General features: G+C 55.6%; 13 protein-coding genes. 5 read left to right on the top strand and 8 right to left on the bottom strand.

Annotation, left to right across the window (positions count from 1 at the left end):
- Positions 1-3: 3 nt before the first annotated feature.
- The 3 genes from wecA to trxA all read right to left on the bottom strand — a co-directional run bounded on the left by wecA (position 4) and on the right by trxA (position 3,316).
- The gene (gene wecA / locus LZU96_RS19345; protein WP_233985671.1) at positions 4-1,092 is read right to left on the bottom strand and encodes a UDP-N-acetylglucosamine--undecaprenyl-phosphate N-acetylglucosaminephosphotransferase; all 1,089 of its coding nucleotides are present in this window, start codon (positions 1,090-1,092) and stop codon (positions 4-6) included.
- Between the two features lie 280 nt (positions 1,093-1,372).
- The gene (gene rho, locus LZU96_RS19350) at positions 1,373-2,632 is read right to left on the bottom strand and encodes a transcription termination factor Rho (RefSeq protein WP_031375060.1); all 1,260 of its coding nucleotides are present in this window, start codon (positions 2,630-2,632) and stop codon (positions 1,373-1,375) included.
- A 351-nt stretch (positions 2,633-2,983) separates the two neighbouring features.
- A complete protein-coding gene (gene trxA, locus LZU96_RS19355; protein WP_003851963.1) occupies positions 2,984-3,316 on the bottom strand; it encodes a thioredoxin TrxA in 333 nt (110 codons plus the stop codon).
- Between the two features lie 117 nt (positions 3,317-3,433).
- On the opposite strand from trxA, the gene rhlB reads away from it, so the two are divergent.
- Together rhlB and gppA are read left to right on the top strand one after the other, a co-directional pair.
- A complete protein-coding gene (gene rhlB, locus LZU96_RS19360; RefSeq protein ID WP_094120961.1) occupies positions 3,434-4,726 on the top strand; it encodes an ATP-dependent RNA helicase RhlB in 1,293 nt (430 codons plus the stop codon).
- Between the two features lie 7 nt (positions 4,727-4,733).
- Positions 4,734-6,218 carry a guanosine-5'-triphosphate,3'-diphosphate diphosphatase gene (gene gppA, locus LZU96_RS19365; protein WP_233985672.1) on the top strand — a complete coding sequence of 495 codons (1,485 nt, stop codon included), beginning with the start codon at positions 4,734-4,736 and terminating at the stop codon, positions 6,216-6,218.
- A 61-nt stretch (positions 6,219-6,279) separates the two neighbouring features.
- Here the strand turns inward: gppA and rep are convergent, their stop codons facing one another.
- Positions 6,280-8,301 (bottom strand): DNA helicase Rep, encoded by a 2,022-nt coding sequence (rep, locus tag LZU96_RS19370; protein ID WP_233985673.1) that lies wholly within the window; start codon positions 8,299-8,301, stop codon positions 6,280-6,282.
- Between the two features lie 74 nt (positions 8,302-8,375).
- Here rep and ppiC point away from each other — a divergent pair, with 74 nt between their 5' ends.
- Positions 8,376-8,657 carry a peptidylprolyl isomerase PpiC gene (gene ppiC / locus LZU96_RS19375; RefSeq protein ID WP_010257386.1) on the top strand — a complete coding sequence of 94 codons (282 nt, stop codon included), beginning with the start codon at positions 8,376-8,378 and terminating at the stop codon, positions 8,655-8,657.
- Here the strand turns inward: ppiC and LZU96_RS19380 are convergent, their stop codons facing one another.
- Both LZU96_RS19380 and pdeH read right to left on the bottom strand, forming a co-directional pair.
- Positions 8,658-10,718 carry an AsmA family protein gene (locus LZU96_RS19380; RefSeq protein WP_233985674.1) on the bottom strand — a complete coding sequence of 687 codons (2,061 nt, stop codon included), beginning with the start codon at positions 10,716-10,718 and terminating at the stop codon, positions 8,658-8,660.
- Positions 10,719-10,781: 63 nt separating this feature from the next.
- A complete protein-coding gene (gene pdeH / locus LZU96_RS19385) occupies positions 10,782-11,555 on the bottom strand; it encodes a cyclic-guanylate-specific phosphodiesterase (protein WP_233985676.1) in 774 nt (257 codons plus the stop codon).
- Positions 11,556-11,838: 283 nt separating this feature from the next.
- Here pdeH and LZU96_RS19390 point away from each other — a divergent pair, with 283 nt between their 5' ends.
- Both LZU96_RS19390 and LZU96_RS19395 read left to right on the top strand, forming a co-directional pair.
- Positions 11,839-12,771 (top strand): sugar kinase, encoded by a 933-nt coding sequence (locus LZU96_RS19390; protein ID WP_233985677.1) that lies wholly within the window; start codon positions 11,839-11,841, stop codon positions 12,769-12,771.
- Between the two features lie 382 nt (positions 12,772-13,153).
- Positions 13,154-14,026 (top strand): alpha/beta hydrolase, encoded by an 873-nt coding sequence (locus LZU96_RS19395; protein WP_233985678.1) that lies wholly within the window; start codon positions 13,154-13,156, stop codon positions 14,024-14,026.
- On the opposite strand, the gene LZU96_RS19400 is transcribed toward LZU96_RS19395, so the two are convergent.
- On the bottom strand, positions 14,027-15,523 hold the full coding sequence (locus tag LZU96_RS19400) for a M16 family metallopeptidase (protein ID WP_233985679.1): 1,497 nt from the start codon (positions 15,521-15,523) through the stop codon (positions 14,027-14,029).
- 247 nt (positions 15,524-15,770) lie between these two features.
- Entirely contained in the window at positions 15,771-17,060 is a 1,290-nt protein-coding gene (locus tag LZU96_RS19405; RefSeq protein ID WP_233985680.1) for a dicarboxylate/amino acid:cation symporter, read from the bottom strand.
- Positions 17,061-17,173: the final 113 nt, after the last annotated feature.

The raw sequence follows: 17,173 nt of genomic DNA on the forward strand, positions 1-17,173 counted from the left end.
CGCTTAGCGGGGTAAATTGTTTTTGGCGTTACGGTAATGGCTCAGACGGCGTTTAAGACGCCGGACACGTCGCGCCACGCGCCAGGCATGCTTCAGGCAGTAGCCGTAAACCATGAAGGCCACCAGGAACAGCAGCAGCATGACCCATTCCGGGATGAACGCCAGGTATTCACCCAATACACCGATACCGGCAAGAATCGCGGCAGCAACGGTGATCAGCACAAAGGCCTGACGTGAGCTAAAACCAGCGCGCATGATCAGATGGTGGATATGCTGGCGGTCAGCAGAAAACGGGCTCATGCCTTTACGCAGACGGCGGTACATAATCGCTACCATGTCCATTAAAGGAATGGCGATCAGCCAGAGTGCGGTGACGGGAGTGATGGGATGGCTCAGACCCTGCGTCGTTTCCAGCAGAATCCAGATGATAGTGAAGCCGATCATTGTGCTGCCGGCATCGCCCATAAACACTTTAAAGCGGCGGCCGAGGAAGCCGAGGTTAAGCAGGATGTAAGGTAACGTGGCGGCGATCATCGCAAAACACCACATGGCGAGGCTGGTCTGGCCATCAAAGTAGAGGATGATGCCCATCGCCGCGAAGGTGACCGAAGAGAGTCCGCCGAGCAGGCCGTCAATGCCATCAACCATATTAAAGGCGTTAATCGCCGCCCAGACGGCAAACAGCGTCAGCACATAGCCAAACGGGCCGACAATCAGTTCAAAGGGGCCGACGATAAACCCAAGGCTCAGCAGATAAAGTTTGGCGCCGGTCATCATCACCACCGCGACGATCGCCTGCACCACGGCACGGATTTTCACGCTGATATCGAAACGATCGTCCAGTGCGCCAACCAGCACCAGCACCCCGGCGCACCCCAGATAGAGCAGCGCATGGGGCAGATAATAATTGGTTATCGCGAAGGTGAAGCAGATACCTGCAAACACAGAAATGCCGCCCACCAACGGAATCGCGCCATGATGGCGTTTACGTGAGTTAGGCTTATCAACCAGACCAATTTTTTTAGCTGCTTTTCGGGCAAAAAAGAGGAAAGCCAGGGAAAAGAGAAAAATTAAACCAAGCTCAGTACTCATAGTGAGTAAATTCACGTTAAACGCTCTCAGCTAACATCACGGGCAACAATACGCGAAACAATGCGCTTATCGCTGCGTCGGATTCCGAATTCTGCATAAAGAGATGCACGAACGGTCATTTATTCGCCACCACTACCACAGTCATTATTAATGCTCCTGCCAGTGTTCAATCCTATAGCTCAGAAATGAAAAACGCCACGTTGAGACGTGGCGTAAGGTCGATTTTCTGCGCATTTAGGCTAAAAAAGCCGAATCTGTGGTTCGGCTTTGCAGTATCGGATTAGGAACGCTTCATCATGTCGAAGAATTCGTCGTTGGTTTTGGTCATCGCCAGCTTGTTGATGAGGAACTCCATCGCGTCGATCTCGCCCATTGGGTGAATGATTTTGCGCAGGATCCACATCTTCTGCAGCTCTTCCTGAGAAGTGAGCAGCTCTTCTTTACGCGTACCGGAACGGTTGTAATCGATCGCCGGGAAGACGCGTTTTTCAGCAATTTTACGTGAGAGATGCAGTTCCATGTTACCGGTACCTTTAAACTCTTCGTAAATCACCTCATCCATCTTCGAACCGGTATCAACCAGCGCGGTCGCGATGATGGTCAGGCTGCCGCCCTCTTCCACGTTACGTGCTGCGCCGAAGAAACGCTTAGGACGGTGCAGGGCGTTGGCATCGACACCACCGGTCAGGACTTTACCTGAAGCCGGGACCACGGTGTTATAAGCACGCGCCAGACGGGTGATGGAGTCGAGCAGGATGATCACATCTTTCTTGTGCTCAACCAGACGCTTGGCCTTTTCGATCACCATTTCAGCAACCTGAACGTGGCGCGAAGCAGGCTCATCGAAGGTCGAGGCGATAACTTCGCCTTTCACCAGACGCTGCATCTCGGTCACTTCTTCCGGACGTTCGTCGATCAGCAACACCATCAGGGTGCAATCCGGGTAGTTATACGCCAGGCTCTGCGCGATATTCTGCAGCAGCATGGTTTTACCGGCTTTTGGCGGTGCCACGATCAGACCACGCTGACCACGACCAATCGGTGACGCCAGATCCAGCACACGTGCCGTCAGATCTTCCGTTGAGCCATTACCCCGCTCCATACGCAGACGTTTATTTGCGTGCAGCGGCGTGAGGTTTTCGAACAGAATCTTATTACGCGCATTTTCCGGCTTGTCGTAGTTAACTTCGTTAACTTTCAACAGCGCAAAATAACGTTCACCCTCTTTAGGCGGACGAATTTTGCCAGAGATGGTATCACCTGTGCGGAGGTTAAAACGGCGAATCTGGCTGGGGGAAACGTAGATATCATCAGGACCGGCGAGGTAGGAGCTGTCTCCGGAACGGAGGAATCCAAATCCGTCCTGTAATATCTCCAGCACGCCATCACCAAAGATGTCTTCGCCGCTTTTCGCGTGCTGCTTCAGGATGGAGAAGATAATGTCCTGCTTGCGCATACGAGCCTGGTTTTCCAGCCCCATATTTTCGCCGAGAGTAATCAGCTCAGCAACCGGCGTATTCTTTAATTCGGTAAGATTCATAGTGATGGGTTCTTAAACTCGGGGTAATACTCGAAATGTTTGTCGTGAATGGTATGGCAATTAATCCATGCCGTTAATGGCTCTTTTCGACTCTTCTCGACGATCATCGTCTGGGATGGCGACCTGGAAGCGAGGAGACGGTCGATTGCGATGCCAGAGTTGGAGCTAACCGTCAGATTGCTAAACCGTTCTATCTTTATAAGGTACAGTGCGACAGGGTTTAACAAGGGAAAACTTTAGATGCTAACTACAAGGTAAGTTCGTAATGCAGTGTTGGTAACTTAGCACGCCTGAAAGCGAACGTCCAGCAGCAGGAGATAAATTCACCACTGCCAGACGTTCAGCCCTGAATTACGCCAGGTTGGCGTTCAGGAACTCTTTCAGCTGGCCTTTAGACAGCGCGCCCACTTTGGTCGCGGCGACTTCGCCATTTTTAAACAGCAGCAGCGTCGGGATACCACGAATGCCGTATTTCGGTGCCGTGCCTGGGTTATCATCAATATTCAGCTTAGCGATGGTCAGTTTGCCATCATACTCTTCTGCAACTTCATCAAGGATTGGTGCGATCATTTTGCAAGGACCACACCATTCAGCCCAGAAATCTACCAGTGTAACGCCGTCGGCTTTCAGCACGTCGGTGTCGAAACTGTCATCAGTCAGATGAACGATTTTATCGCTGCTCATGTTTTACTCCACAAGATTATGCCTGGCGAATTGGCGTAATATAAACCAATGTAGGTTGACTTTATTTCATCGGATACGCTTTCGTAAAGCGATAGTAAGCTGATATTCTACCACACTATGAGCAAAACACACTTAACTGAACAGAAGTTTTCCGACTTCGCCCTGCACCCAAAAGTCGTTGAAGCCCTTGATAGTAAAGGCTTTCAATACTGCACGCCGATTCAGGCGTTAGCCCTGCCCTTTACGCTTTCCGGGCGTGATGTTGCAGGCCAGGCGCAAACCGGTACCGGCAAAACGATGGCGTTTCTGACGTCAACGTTTCATCATCTTCTCTCTCATCCTGCGCCTGAAGGTCGTCAGGTTAACCAGCCACGGGCATTAATTCTCGCGCCAACGCGTGAACTTGCCGTGCAGATTCATGCCGATGCAGAACCGTTAACCGCCTCAACCGGCCTGAAACTGGGCCTCGCCTACGGCGGTGATGGCTACGATAAACAGCTGAAAGTGCTGGAGCAAGGCGTCGATATTCTGGTCGGGACCACTGGCCGTCTGATTGATTACGCGAAGCAAAACCACGTTAACCTCGGTGCCATTCAGGTGATGGTGCTGGACGAAGCCGACCGCATGTTCGATCTCGGCTTTATTAAAGACATTCGCTGGCTGTTCCGCCGGATGCCGGCAGCGACCCAGCGTCTCAGCATGCTCTTCTCCGCCACGCTCTCTTATCGGGTGCGTGAACTGGCGTTTGAGCACATGAACAGTGCTGAATATGTTGAAGTGGAACCGGAACAGAAAACCGGCCACCGCATTCAGGAAGAGCTTTTCTATCCGTCTAACGAAGAAAAAATGCGCCTGCTGCAAACCCTGCTGGAAGAAGAGTGGCCGGATCGCGCCATTGTGTTCGCCAACACCAAGCACCGTTGCGAAGATATCTGGGGCCATCTGGCTGCCGATGGTCATCGTGTCGGCCTGCTGACCGGCGATGTCGCTCAGAAGAAGCGCCTGCGCATTCTTGACGACTTCACCAAAGGGGATGTGGATATTCTGGTTGCGACTGACGTTGCCGCCCGGGGCCTGCATATTCCTGCCGTGACGCACGTGTTTAACTACGATCTGCCGGATGATTGCGAAGATTACGTACACCGTATCGGTCGTACCGGTCGTGCGGGCGCCAGCGGACACTCCATCAGCCTGGCCTGTGAAGAGTACGCGCTGAACCTGCCGGCGATTGAAGAGTATATCGGTCACAGCATCCCGGTCAGCAAGTACAACAGCGATGCATTACTGACTGACCTGCCGCCGCCTAAGCGTCTGGCACGCAGCCGTACCGGCAACGGTCCGCGTCGCGGAGGCAACAACGCTAATCGTCGCGGTGCGCCACGCAACAACAACCGTAAACGTTCGGGTTAAGCTCACCATGCTAAGCGCATCGTCACTTTATGCTGCGATTGATTTAGGTTCTAACAGCTTTCATATGTTGGTGGTGCGCGAGGTGTCTGGCAGTATTCAGACCATCGCGAAAATTAAGCGCAAGGTACGCCTTGCGGCCGGTCTGGATAAAAGCAACCATTTGTCAGCTGAGGCGATGACGCGCGGCTGGCAATGCCTCAAACTGTTCTCTGAACAACTGCAGGATATCCCTCTCGATCAGATCCGCGTGGTGGCAACCGCCACGCTGCGTCTGGCAGCGAATGCGCAGGAATTTCTCGATACGGCGCAACAGATTCTCGGCTGTACCATCAACGTCATCAGCGGTGAAGAAGAGGCTCGCCTGATTTATCAGGGCGTGGCGCACACCACCGGCGGTTCCGATCAGCGTCTTGTGGTCGATATCGGCGGCGGCAGCACCGAGCTGGCGACCGGTGATGGTTCGCATGCCACCGTGTTATTCAGCCTGTCGATGGGCTGCGTGACCTGGCTGGAGCGCTTCTTTAGCGATCGTCACCTGGCGAAGGAGAACTTTGACCAGGCGGAACAGGCGGCGCGCGAGATGATCCAGCCGATTGCCGCGCAACTGCGTGAGCAGGGCTGGCAGGCCTGTGTCGGCGCGTCGGGTACGGTGCAGGCGCTGCAGGAGATCATGGTGGCGCAGGGTATGGACGAGCGCATTACCCTGAATAAACTGCAGCAGCTGAAGCAGCGCGCTATTCAGTGCGGTAAGCTGGAAGAGCTGGAAATTGAAGGGCTGACGCTGGAACGGGCGCTGGTGTTTCCCAGCGGCCTGTCGATTCTGATCGCCATCTTTCAGGAACTCGCTATTGATAGCATGACGCTGGCGGGCGGCGCGCTGCGTGAAGGGCTGGTTTACGGCATGCTGCACCTGCCGATCGACCGCGATATCCGCACCCGCACGCTACAGAACGTCCAGCGTCGTTTTAGCATCGACGTAGAGCAAGCCGATCGGGTCCGCCAGCTGGCAGAACGTTTTTTCCGTCAGGTCTCTACCCTGTGGAAGCTGGATCAGCGCTGCCGTGACCTGCTGCTCAGCGCCTGCGCCATTCATGAGATTGGCCTGAGCGTCGACTTCCGCCATGCGCCGCAGCACGCCGCTTATCTGGTCCGTCACCTCGATCTGCCCGGCTTTACCCCGGCGCAGAAGAAGTTGCTGGCCTGTCTGCTGCAGAATCAGAGCGGCAGTATCGACCTGGCGTTACTGGCGCAGCAGAATGCCCTGCCGCCGCGTCTGGCGGAACGGATGTGCCGTCTGCTGCGTCTGGCGATCATCTTCTCCAGCCGCCGTCGCGACGACACCCTGCCGGCAGTCCGGCTGCAGGCTGACGATGACGCGCTGCATCTGACTTTACCTGATGGCTGGCTGGAGGCGCATCCGCTGCGCAGCGAGCTGCTGGAGCAGGAGAGCCATTATCAGTCCTATGTGCACTGGTTACTGACCCTGTCGTAACCGGCACCCGTTAAGGCAGCCTGAGGCGCGCTGTCGTCGCCTCATCCCCTCTTCCACCGGCTTAGCCTTTCTTCGCCTTATCCAGCATCGCGCGCAGGCCCGCAACCCGACTCTGTCCGGTTTTCATCCGCTCTTCGGCACTCACCACTTTGCGCTCCGTCTCCCACTGCAGATCGTCCTGCGGCAGTTCCAGCAGAAAACGGCTCGGCTCCGGCCGCACCAGTTCGCCATACTGCCGACGTTCACGGCAGAGGGTAAAGGTCAGCTCTTTCTGCGCCCGCGTGATGCCGACGTAAGCGAGACGCCGCTCCTCTTCGATATTGTTCTCATCGATGCTGCTCTGATGCGGCAACAGTCCCTCTTCCATCCCCACCAGAAACACATAGGGGAATTCCAGGCCTTTAGACGCATGCAGCGTCATTAACTGCACCTGATCAAGCTCTTCGTCGCTTTCCCCGCGCTCCATCATGTCGCGCAGGGTAAAGCGCGTGACCACCTGCGCCAGGGTCATCGGTTCATCCAGATCGCTGCCTTCCAGCATCTCCGTCATCCACTGAAACAGCGTGTTGACGTTCTTCATCCGCATCTCTGCCGCTTTCGGACTGCCGGAGGTTTCGAACAGCCAGCTTTCATAGTCGATACCGCGAATCAGGTCGCGTACCGCATTCACCGGCTCGCGTTCGGTCAGCTGGATAATCTCGTTCAGCCAGTGGGTGAAGCGTTGCAGATGTTCCAGTCCGCGTCCGCCCAGCGTCTGACCCAGACCGACATCAAAGCTGGCGTTAAACAGGCTCTTGTTGCGCAGGTTGGCCCATTCGCCCAGTTTTTGCAGCGTCGCCGGGCCAATCTCGCGGCGCGGCGTATTGACGATGCGCAAAAAGGCGCTGTCATCGTCGGGATTGGTCAGCACACGCAGATAGGCCAGCAGATCTTTGATCTCCGGGCGTGAGAAGAACGAGGTACCGCCCGAGATGCGATAGGGAATACGGTTCTGCATCAGAAACTTTTCAAACACCCGCGACTGATGGTTGCCGCGGTAGAGAATGGCGTAGTCTTTATACTGCGTCTTGTTGATAAAATGGTGGGCAATCAGTTCGCCGGTCACCCGCTCCGCCTCGTGCTCTTCACTGTTGGCGGTGACCACCTTCAGTTCACTGCCCAGACCCAGTTCAGAGAACAAGCGTTTTTCAAACACGTGCGGATTATTGGCGATCAGGATATTTGCCGCTTTCAGGATGCGCTGGGAGGAACGGTAATTCTGCTCCAGTTTCACCACCTCCAGCGCCGGAAAATCTTCTTTCAGCAGCACCAGGTTTTGTGGCCGTGCCCCGCGCCATGAGTAGATCGACTGATCGTCGTCGCCCACCACGGTAAAGCGCGCCCGCACCCCAACCAGCAGCTTCACCAGCTCGTACTGACTGGTGTTGGTATCCTGATACTCATCCACCAGCAGATAGCGAATGCGCTGCTGCCAGCGCTCACGCACCTCCTGATTACGCTGCAACAGCAGCGTCGGCAGCAGGATCAGATCGTCAAAATCGAGCACGTTACAGGACTTGAGATGCTGGTCGTAAAGGGCGTAGCAGTGGGCAAAAATTTTATCGCGCTCTGAACTCGCCCGTGCCGCTGCGTGCGGCGGATCGACCAGATCGTTTTTCCAGTTCGAGAGGGTCGAGATCAGCTGCTGCAACAGGGTTTTATCCTCTTCCAGCCACTCTTTCGTCAGCTCTTTCAGCAATCCGAGCTGGTCCTGGTCATCAAACAGCGAAAAGTTGGACTTCATGCCCAGCGCCGCCGTTTCACGCTTGATGATCTCCAGCCCCAAAGTATGGAAAGTGGAGATCATCAGGCCGCGCGCCTCTTTGCGGCCCAGCGTCTGCGCCACACGCTCTTTCATCTCACGAGACGCTTTATTGGTGAAGGTGACCGCGGCGATATGGCGCGCCTGATAGCCACACTCCCGAATCAGATGGGCGATTTTATTGGTGATTACGCGGGTTTTGCCCGATCCCGCGCCCGCCAGCACCAGACAGGGACCGGTAACAAATTCGACGGCGCGTTGTTGGCTGGGGTTTAAACGCATAGGAAAATCGCTCAGTTGAATCAAAAGAAAGGGGTTTATACTGGGCGGCAATTATACACAACCGAGATAGCAACATGGCGAAAACCGCGGCGGCTTTACACATCCTGGTGAAAGAGGAAGCACTGGCAAAAGAGATTCTGGCGAAACTGGCAAAAGGCGGGAATTTCCAGCAGCTGGCAAAGAAGCACTCAACCTGTCCCTCCGGCCGTAACGGCGGCGATCTGGGGGAATTTCGTCAGGGACAGATGGTGCCGGCATTTGATAAGGCGGTCTTTACCTGCCCGCTGTTAACGCCATACGGGCCGGTAAAGACCGGTTTCGGTTATCACATTATCAAAGTGCTCTATCGCAACTAATTACTTCTTCTGCTTCATCTGCTGCAGGACGGTGCTGCACTGGTTGTCTTCGTTATCACTTGGAGAGATCAGTGCCAGCAGCGCCGCTGCCGGCCCCACGACCGCGCCCAGCGCCACGGCAGCGGCACCCCGTGCCAGCAACGGCCCCGTTTTCACGCCCGCATCCGGATTTTTAAAGGTGCCACGCACGTAGAGCGGGGAGCGCAGCGTCACGATGCGGATGCCTTTACTCTCCGGATTCACCGAAAGATCCAGCCGCTCACTGGCGAAGTTTGCATTGCCTGACACATTGATAATCGCGTTCTCGGTATCAAACACAAACAGGTTAGGCGTCGCCACACCATTCTGCAGTTTGAGATCGGTGGCGGCGCAGTTGATGCGCACCTGATCATCACCAAACAGCTTGCCCACCACATAGTTACCAACGTTGAGTCCGGCAATTTCCATCAGGCTGCGGCTAATCAGCCCATCATTCATCAGCAGTTTGAGCTGCCCGTTACTGGTCGCCAGCAGATCGGCCACTGAGTTACCGGTGCCGGTAAAGCTGGCATCGCCATTGAGCTGGCCACGGCTGTTCTTCATCGCCTCGACATTCGGGAAGAGCTGACGCAGCTGCAGCTTACGTATATGAAGGTCAACCCGACCGCGCATCGGCGAGTGATCCCCCTCCAGCCGGATGGTGCTGTTGAGCGCACCGCCCGCCACACCAAAGCGCAACGGGTCCAGCAGCAGATCGCCGTTTTTCAGCTGCAAATGGGTATAAAGATCGCTTAACGGCAGCGAATTGCTGTGTTCGATACGTTTACCGCTGAACTTCACGTCGGCATCCATCACGTCCCAGTTTTTGGTATCAAACTGGTCATGTGGCAATACCCGATCGGCGGGCTGGCTCGATTTCTCTCCGCGCCGGGCTTTTGCCTGCGCGGTTTTGTCGCTGCCTTTGCCGGAATCGACGCCAATCAGCGGACCCAGATCCGCCATCCGCAGCTGGTCTGAAGTCAGTTCACCGCTGAGTCTCGGCCGCGGTTTGCCCTGGCTATAGATCAGCGAACCGTGAATATCGCTGTCACCAATGTGGCCGTTGAATTTTTCATAGCGGTAGACCGCGCCTTTCTCACCACTGAACTTCGCGATCAGGTGACCGTCCGTTTCATACGGAGGAGTGTCAGGCAACAACACGCCGGTCAGCCCGTACAGATTCGCCAGTGTGTCACCCGAGAAGCGCAGCCGCACATTGAGTCCGCCGAGGTTCATCGGGTCCTGAACTCCGCCGGTGACCTGGACCCGCGTGCTGCCGTTACGCAGGTCAGCCTGCACCGGGAACGGCGTGTTCTGACTGCGCAGCGACAGCATCCCGCCTATTTTGCCCTGACCACTGAGTTTCTCGTCGTTATAGGTGCCGTTCGCCTGCCAGCCGAAAACAAAATCGCCCGCGCCCTGCTGCTTATCATCTCCGCCAGCGATCTGCGCGTAAGGCACCGGTTTACCCAGCGGGTTAACCTGGACCGTTACATCGGCGTGGTTGATGGCATCGCGATAGCGGATCTGGCCCTGATCGAACAGGATGTTATCGAGACGGAATGACCAGGCGGAAGGCGCCGCATTCTGATCTTTGCTGTCGCTGTTAGCGAGGTTAAAGGTCCAGTTATTTTTCTTATCCGCGGTCTGAATCAGACGCGCATCGGGTCGCTGCAACTTAATCCACGGAATGAACAGCTCTTTATGCAGCAGCGACAGCGGTGACAAGGTGGCATCGACCCGCTGCAGATGTACCATGGTGACGTCAGCAATATCAGGCGGATTACCCAGCATGATATCTTCCGCATGCAGTTGCGGCCACGGTACCCAGCGTCGCCAGCCCGGTTCCTGCGGATTGCGCGCCCAGTTAACGCCCAGATCGCCGCGTATTGCAAAGGGCCGATTGAGTTCGGTTGAGACTTTCTGATTGATGGTGGGTTTCAGGCGATTCCAGTCAAAGGTGGCGATCACCACGATGATGACCACGATTAACAACAGCAGAATCCCTACTACCCAACTGACTATTTTCCCGGTACGCGACATTGCGCTTTCTCCTTGCACGTTCACTGTCTCCGTTAAAGATAGTCGAGACCGTGAGCAACGGCGTCAGGGAAGCTGGATAGTGAGATGATTCAATTCAGAAAAGGGAAGCGGGCGCGAAAAGAAATAGCCTTGAGCGGCGATGGCGGGTGAGCGTCTGACCTGCTGCCACTCCTCTTCCGTCTCCACGCCTTCAACGATGACGCCATTACAGTAACGGTTGATCAACGCCAGCAGCATCGAAAACAGGCTGCGTCCTTCGTCGGAATTGCGCAGCAGGATAAACAGTTCGCGCGACAGTTTAATGTAGTCATATTTCAGTTCGGTCAGCGCCGAGAAATTGGCCATGCCAGAGCCAAAATCATCCAGCCACAGTGGCCCCAGCTCCGGCATCTGCGCCACCATCTCTTCCTGCGGCAGCACATGGTGCTCTGTGAGTTCAAAGCGTACCCAGGGCAGACGAGCAATCAGGCTGCGGATCGCCGGATGATGCTGCAGCGCTAACAGAGACGGACCATCAATGTTGACCGAAGCGACCACCCCATGTTGTTCGAAAAAGGGTGTCCACTGCATTAACAGTTCGAGTTGTTCATGCACCACATGCAGCCGCTGGGGGATATCCAGCCCGGCAAAATAGGCTTCCGGCGACAGGCTTTTTTCAGGTGCCAACGGATGCGTAATTGCCGTCAGCAGCTCGATTGCCAGCAACCGTCCCGTCACCTGATAAATCGGCTGGAAGCGATAGCATCGTTGGCACTGGTGCCAGAAATGGGGTGTTTCCGGTTGGGCGTTGAGGTCAGTTGAAGATGGTAGCCATTGACGAATACTCTCCATCACCATGGTGTTTTCCTGGTTGGTAACGAGCGCTCAAAATGGGCGACTCAACGGTGATTATCGACCATGCCTGTGATCGCTTGATGAAATGTCCAGCCACATCAAAGCGGGAAGTCTAACAACCTTTGAGCTGACACAATCGCCAAAACAAGCCGAACATAGCGCGCTTTATCTGCCAGATCGGTGCTATTCGTCACCTTAAGTTAAATTAAAACACCGTTTTAAAAGCATTGACGTCTGCCATACCAGACGCGAGACTATGGCGATATTTCACTACAGGTCTAAAACCATGACGCAGAAAAAAATTGCCATTATTGGTGAATGCATGATTGAGCTGTCCGAAAAAGGTGAGAACATTAAACGCGGCTTTGGCGGTGATACGCTGAATACTGCGGTCTACATCGCCCGTCAGGTGGATCAGCAGCAGCTTCGGGTCGATTATGTTACCGCGCTGGGTGTTGACTCGTTCAGCGATCAGATGATCGCCGCCTGGCAGCAGGAAAAGGTCAATACCGATCTGATCCAGCGTCTCGACAATAAAATGCCTGGCCTGTATGTGATTGAAACCGACGCTGAGGGTGAGCGCACCTTCTGGTACTGGCGCAGCGATGCCGCCGCCCGTTACTGGCTTGACAGTCCTCAGTCAGAAGCGATCTGTCAGCAGCTGGCGCACTATGACTATCTCTATCTGAGCGGGATCAGCCTGGCTATTTTAGCCCCAGCCAGCCGCGATAAACTGATGCTGCTGCTGGATCGCTGTCGCGCCAATGGCGGTAAGGTGATATTTGATAACAACTATCGTCCGCGCTTATGGGCCGATCAGGCCAGTGCCCAGGCCGCTTACCGCGCCATGCTCAACCGCACCGATATCGCTTTTCTGACGCTGGATGATGAACATCTGCTGTGGGGCGAACAGCCGCTGGAGGCGGTAATTGCGCGCACGCGTCAGGCCGGTGCCAGCGAAATTGTGATCAAACGCGGCGCAGAATCCTGCCTGGTTGCCATCAGCGACGATCCCCTGATTGATGTGCCAGCGGTCCGTCTGGCAAAAGAGAAGATCATCGACACCACCGCCGCTGGCGACTCGTTCAGTGCCGGTTATCTGGCACGCCGTCTGACAGGTGCTTCAGCAGAAGCGGCGGCACAGCGCGGTCACCTCACCGCCAGCACGGTGATTCAGCATCGCGGCGCGATTATCCCGGCCGGGGCGATGCCCGACTAAACGACGGCTGCGGGCCGGTTATTACGACCACGGATAACCCGCCCGACGCATTATTCCTTCTTAACAGCCCGCAGCGAAATATCCGGTAAATTTCAGCTAACAAAGCGGGCTGTATCGGCCATTTACCTTAAACAAATAAATCATCGTTAATCGCCGGCCCCGCACCGCTAGCGCCTCCAGAACATCTTATAAATTATGTTTTAAAATTAGTGAGTTACTCTTAAAATCCCGCCACCAGGCATAGTCCGAATCTGGCCATTTTTGTCGTTTTCGGATGGACGTCCGCCGGAAAAAAGACCATCTTTTAATCAACAACAGCAGGACGCTGTGCTCTCCGGCCGCGAAAAAAACAATTAAAACACTCCTCGCATCAGGACATGTTATGCACACAGAAATTATTAATATCTGGCCTCAAGGTGATGCGCCAGGCGCCAGCGATTCACGCGCGCAGCCACAAATCATCGATATGGCGAAACAGTATGAGCCTTACGATCGGGCCGCCACTGGCGTACGCTGCCCGGAAATGGCGATCTGGTATCCGGTAGAGTCGAATGGCATTACCCTGCTGGTCGCGCCGGGCGGCGGTTATCATCGCGTGATGATCGACCGCGAAGGAAGCGCGCTGGCGACCTTCTTCACCTCAATGGGCTACACCCTGGCGGTGATGACCTACCGGCTGCCTTATGATGGTCATCACGAAGGTCCCGATGCGCCGCTGGCCGATGCCCAGCGCGCGGTGCGGGTGCTGCGTGAACGGGCACAGCGCGGGCTCAACGGCAAATATATCGTGATGATGGGCTTTTCAGCGGGTGGTCACGTCGCCGCCAGCCTGGGTACCCGTTTCGCCGAGAAGCTCTATCCGGTGCAGGATGGTGCTGAAAACTTCTCGCCGCGTCCGGATGCGATGGTGCTGGTCTATCCGGTGATCAGCATGCGTGACGGCATGGCGCATGAAGGTTCACGCACCCGCTTGCTCGGCGCGTGGCCGGATCAAAAAACCATTGAAGCCTATTCACTGGAAACGCGGGTACACCCGCTGGTGCCACCGACGCTGTTGATTCACGCTGCCGACGACGAATCGGTTTCGGTGAACCATAGCATGGCGTTTTTCGGCGCGTTACGGCAGCACAATGTCCCGGCAGAAGTGCATTTCTATCAGAAGGGCGGCCACGGATTTGGAATCCGCGGCGTGGCAGATTTGCCCCTCGCCAGCTGGCCGATGTTAGTGACCGAGTGGCTCAGGGCGAAAACCTGATTATGCGGCTGGCGGCTGGATGTCGCTGGCGCTGCTGTCCGGCTGGCTGGCATCGTTGCCGGTCGCCGGCACCACAGGCGGTGCCATCACCTTTTCCCACTCACTTTGCAGGCTTTTGACGTTGGTTTCGGCTTCGCCTTCCGGCTGAATCAGCACCATCATCAGCTCCTGGCTCAGTTGCTGACGCAGCTCCTGATTCAGCTGTTCACGGGTCAGACCGGCAAGAAAGGTCTGACGCAGTTTCTGGTACTGCTCCGGCGCGATATCCACCACCGAGTTCCGCTGCGAGCGCAGTCGCTGGCTCATCAACACATCGGTATCGGTGCGGGCATAGGTGGTGAACAGCTTATTCAGCTCCAGCAGCTTCTGCGCCATCAGCGCATCAAACTCCTCCTGCGGTAAACCTTTGTCGCGGACTGCCGCCAGTTCACGCGCCACCAGATTCATGTTCTGCGCCAGCGTCTCATTGCGTGCATCGAGATTGATTGAGCATTGCGCACGCTGGTAAAGCACGCGGCAGTCAAAACCGACCTGCACGCCCTGCGCTTTGCTGTCGCTCAGCGTGCGCTGCACATGCCAGAACAGCGCTTCACGCGCCAGATCGCCCTGCCAGTAACGCTGCAGGTTCTGGGAGTCGCGAATCGGTTGCCACGGCGTATCCCACACCAGCGACAGGCGATCCTGCGTCATTTTGCCGCTGACCAGGTTAACCGGCTCGTGCGGCAGCGGCGATAAGGTTGGCAGCGGCGCAGGGGTTTCACGTTTGCCGGTCAACGGCGAAAACGCTTTGTTGATCTGCTCGGAGAGGCTACGGCTTTCGACATTACCCACCACGTACAGCGTCATCGCATCAGGGGTATACCACTGACGGTAAAAATCATTCAGCTGGGTTAAATCGACCGGGGCACGCGGTTGCGCTGCGGGATCGTGCGCCAGCAATGCCGAACCTTTCAGACGATAGCGCCACCAGACATCCTGGGTATCTTTCGGCCAGGTGGCGACCGGATCGGATGCGGACAGGGCGGTATTCACCACCTGCTCGGTAATCGCCATGTTGCCTGCGGTGGCCGCCAGCCAGTTCAGGGCTTCTTTCAGCAGTTCGGGGCGATTGTTGGGCAGGCTGAGGTTGTATTGCGTGAAGTCATAGGAGGCGATAACGGGCGGCAGCGGATGCTGGGGGTCCATCGCCTGTTGCCATAACGCCCGCTGCTGGTTGGTGTCGAGCGCGGTGTTATGCACCATCGCCAGACGTGGCAGCAGATGGCTGAAGCCCGCCTGTTGCGCACTTTCGACCAGCGAGCCGGTATTCACCACCATACGCAGTTCGATGCGGTCACTGGGACGTTGCGGTGTGGCCAGTAACTGCCAGTTAAATCCGTTATCCAGCTTGCCTTCCTGCCAGGCCGGATCCGGTTGCAGCGTTTCTGCCTGGAGACCATAGCTGGTGGCTGCCAGCACTAATCCACCAACCAAAAGCCGAATTCTGGTGCCCTGCATGTGAACCCCTACTCAAATAATTCAAATATCGTTATCGCTGGCACGTTTTGCCGCTGTTATTAGCGAACCGGCTGGACGCCGAATCGCGCTGTTATCCAATAACAGAGTGTTTGACCACAGGAAGCTCAGGATGTCGCGCAACGAAGTGAAAAACGTCAAAAAAAACAAGTAGGGTTTATTATCCAAATGCCCGCTGTCAGGGCAAGCGACAGCGGGCATTTGTCGGGATTTAAGTGAAAATCAATGATTAAACGGAAGGTTCAGACGCTTTTTTCGCCTTATTCCGGCCAGCAAGCGTGTCATTCAGCTGTTTTTGATCCAGCTGGTCGACCCATTTTGCCACCACCACGGTCGCCACGCCGTTACCCACCAGATTGGTCAGCGCACGGGCTTCAGACATAAAGCGGTCGATACCCAGAATCAGCGCAAGTCCGGCCACCGGCAGATGTCCCACCGCGGAGAGCGTTGCCGCCAGCACGATGAATCCGCTGCCCGTCACCCCGGCTGCCCCTTTCGAGGAGAGCAACAGCACCACCAGCAGCGTGATCTGATGGAAGATATCCATGTGCGCATTGGTGGCCTGGGCGATAAACACCGCCGCCATGGTCAGGTAGATCGAGGTCCCGTCCAGGTTGAAGGAGTAACCGGTCGGTATCACCAGTCCCACCACCGATTTCTTGCAGCCGAGCCGCTCCATCTTATCCAGCATACGCGGCAGCGCAGACTCGGAAGAGGAGGTGCCCAGTACGATCAGCAGCTCTTCTTTGATGTACGCGATAAATTTGAAGATGCTGAAACCGGCAAACAGACGCGCAATCAGCCCCAGCACAATCACCACGAACAGAATACAGGTGATGTAGAAGCAGATAATCAGCTGGCCGAGCTGCACCAGCGAACCCACGCCATACTTACCGATAGTGAACGCCATGGCACCAAAGGCCCCGATAGGCGCCAGCCGCATGATCATATTGATAATGCCGAAAATGACTTTCGAGAAGTTTTCAATCACGTTGAAAATCAGCGTGCCGGTGTTGCCGAGGCGATGCAGTGCGAAACCAAACAGAATGGCGAACAGCAGCACCTGCAGAATGTTACCGCTGGCAAAAGCACCGATCACGCTGTTAGGGATCACATCCAGCAGGAACGCCACAACGCCCTGCTGTTCCGCCTGCTGCGCATACATGGCCACCGCTTTGGCATCCAGCGTCGCCGGATCGACGTTCATCCCGGCACCCGGCTGCACCACGTTGACCACCACCAGACCGATAATCAGTGCGATAGTACTGACAATTTCAAAATAGAGCAGCGCCACCGCACCGGTGCGGCCGACCGCTTTCATACTTTCCATCCCGGCAATGCCGGTCACCACGGTACAGAAAATCACCGGGGCGATAATCATCTTGATCAATTTAACAAAGCCATCTCCCAACGGCTTCATCTGGGTCCCGAGTTCCGGATAAAAATGGCCTAACAAAACGCCGATGCCAATCGCCATCAGCACCTGGAAATAGAGGCTTTTAAAAAGTGAGGTTTTCATAAACAGGTGTCCACTAACGCCGTGAGGTGATGTTGTCGGATTCGTTATTGTGACTGACGGGCAACACAGGCGGCGCCTGACAGTAACCCGAAAATAACACTCTGTTTACGTGA

The organism is Pantoea agglomerans, assembly GCF_021397715.1.
Classification (GTDB): Bacteria; Pseudomonadota; Gammaproteobacteria; order Enterobacterales; family Enterobacteriaceae; genus Pantoea; species Pantoea astica.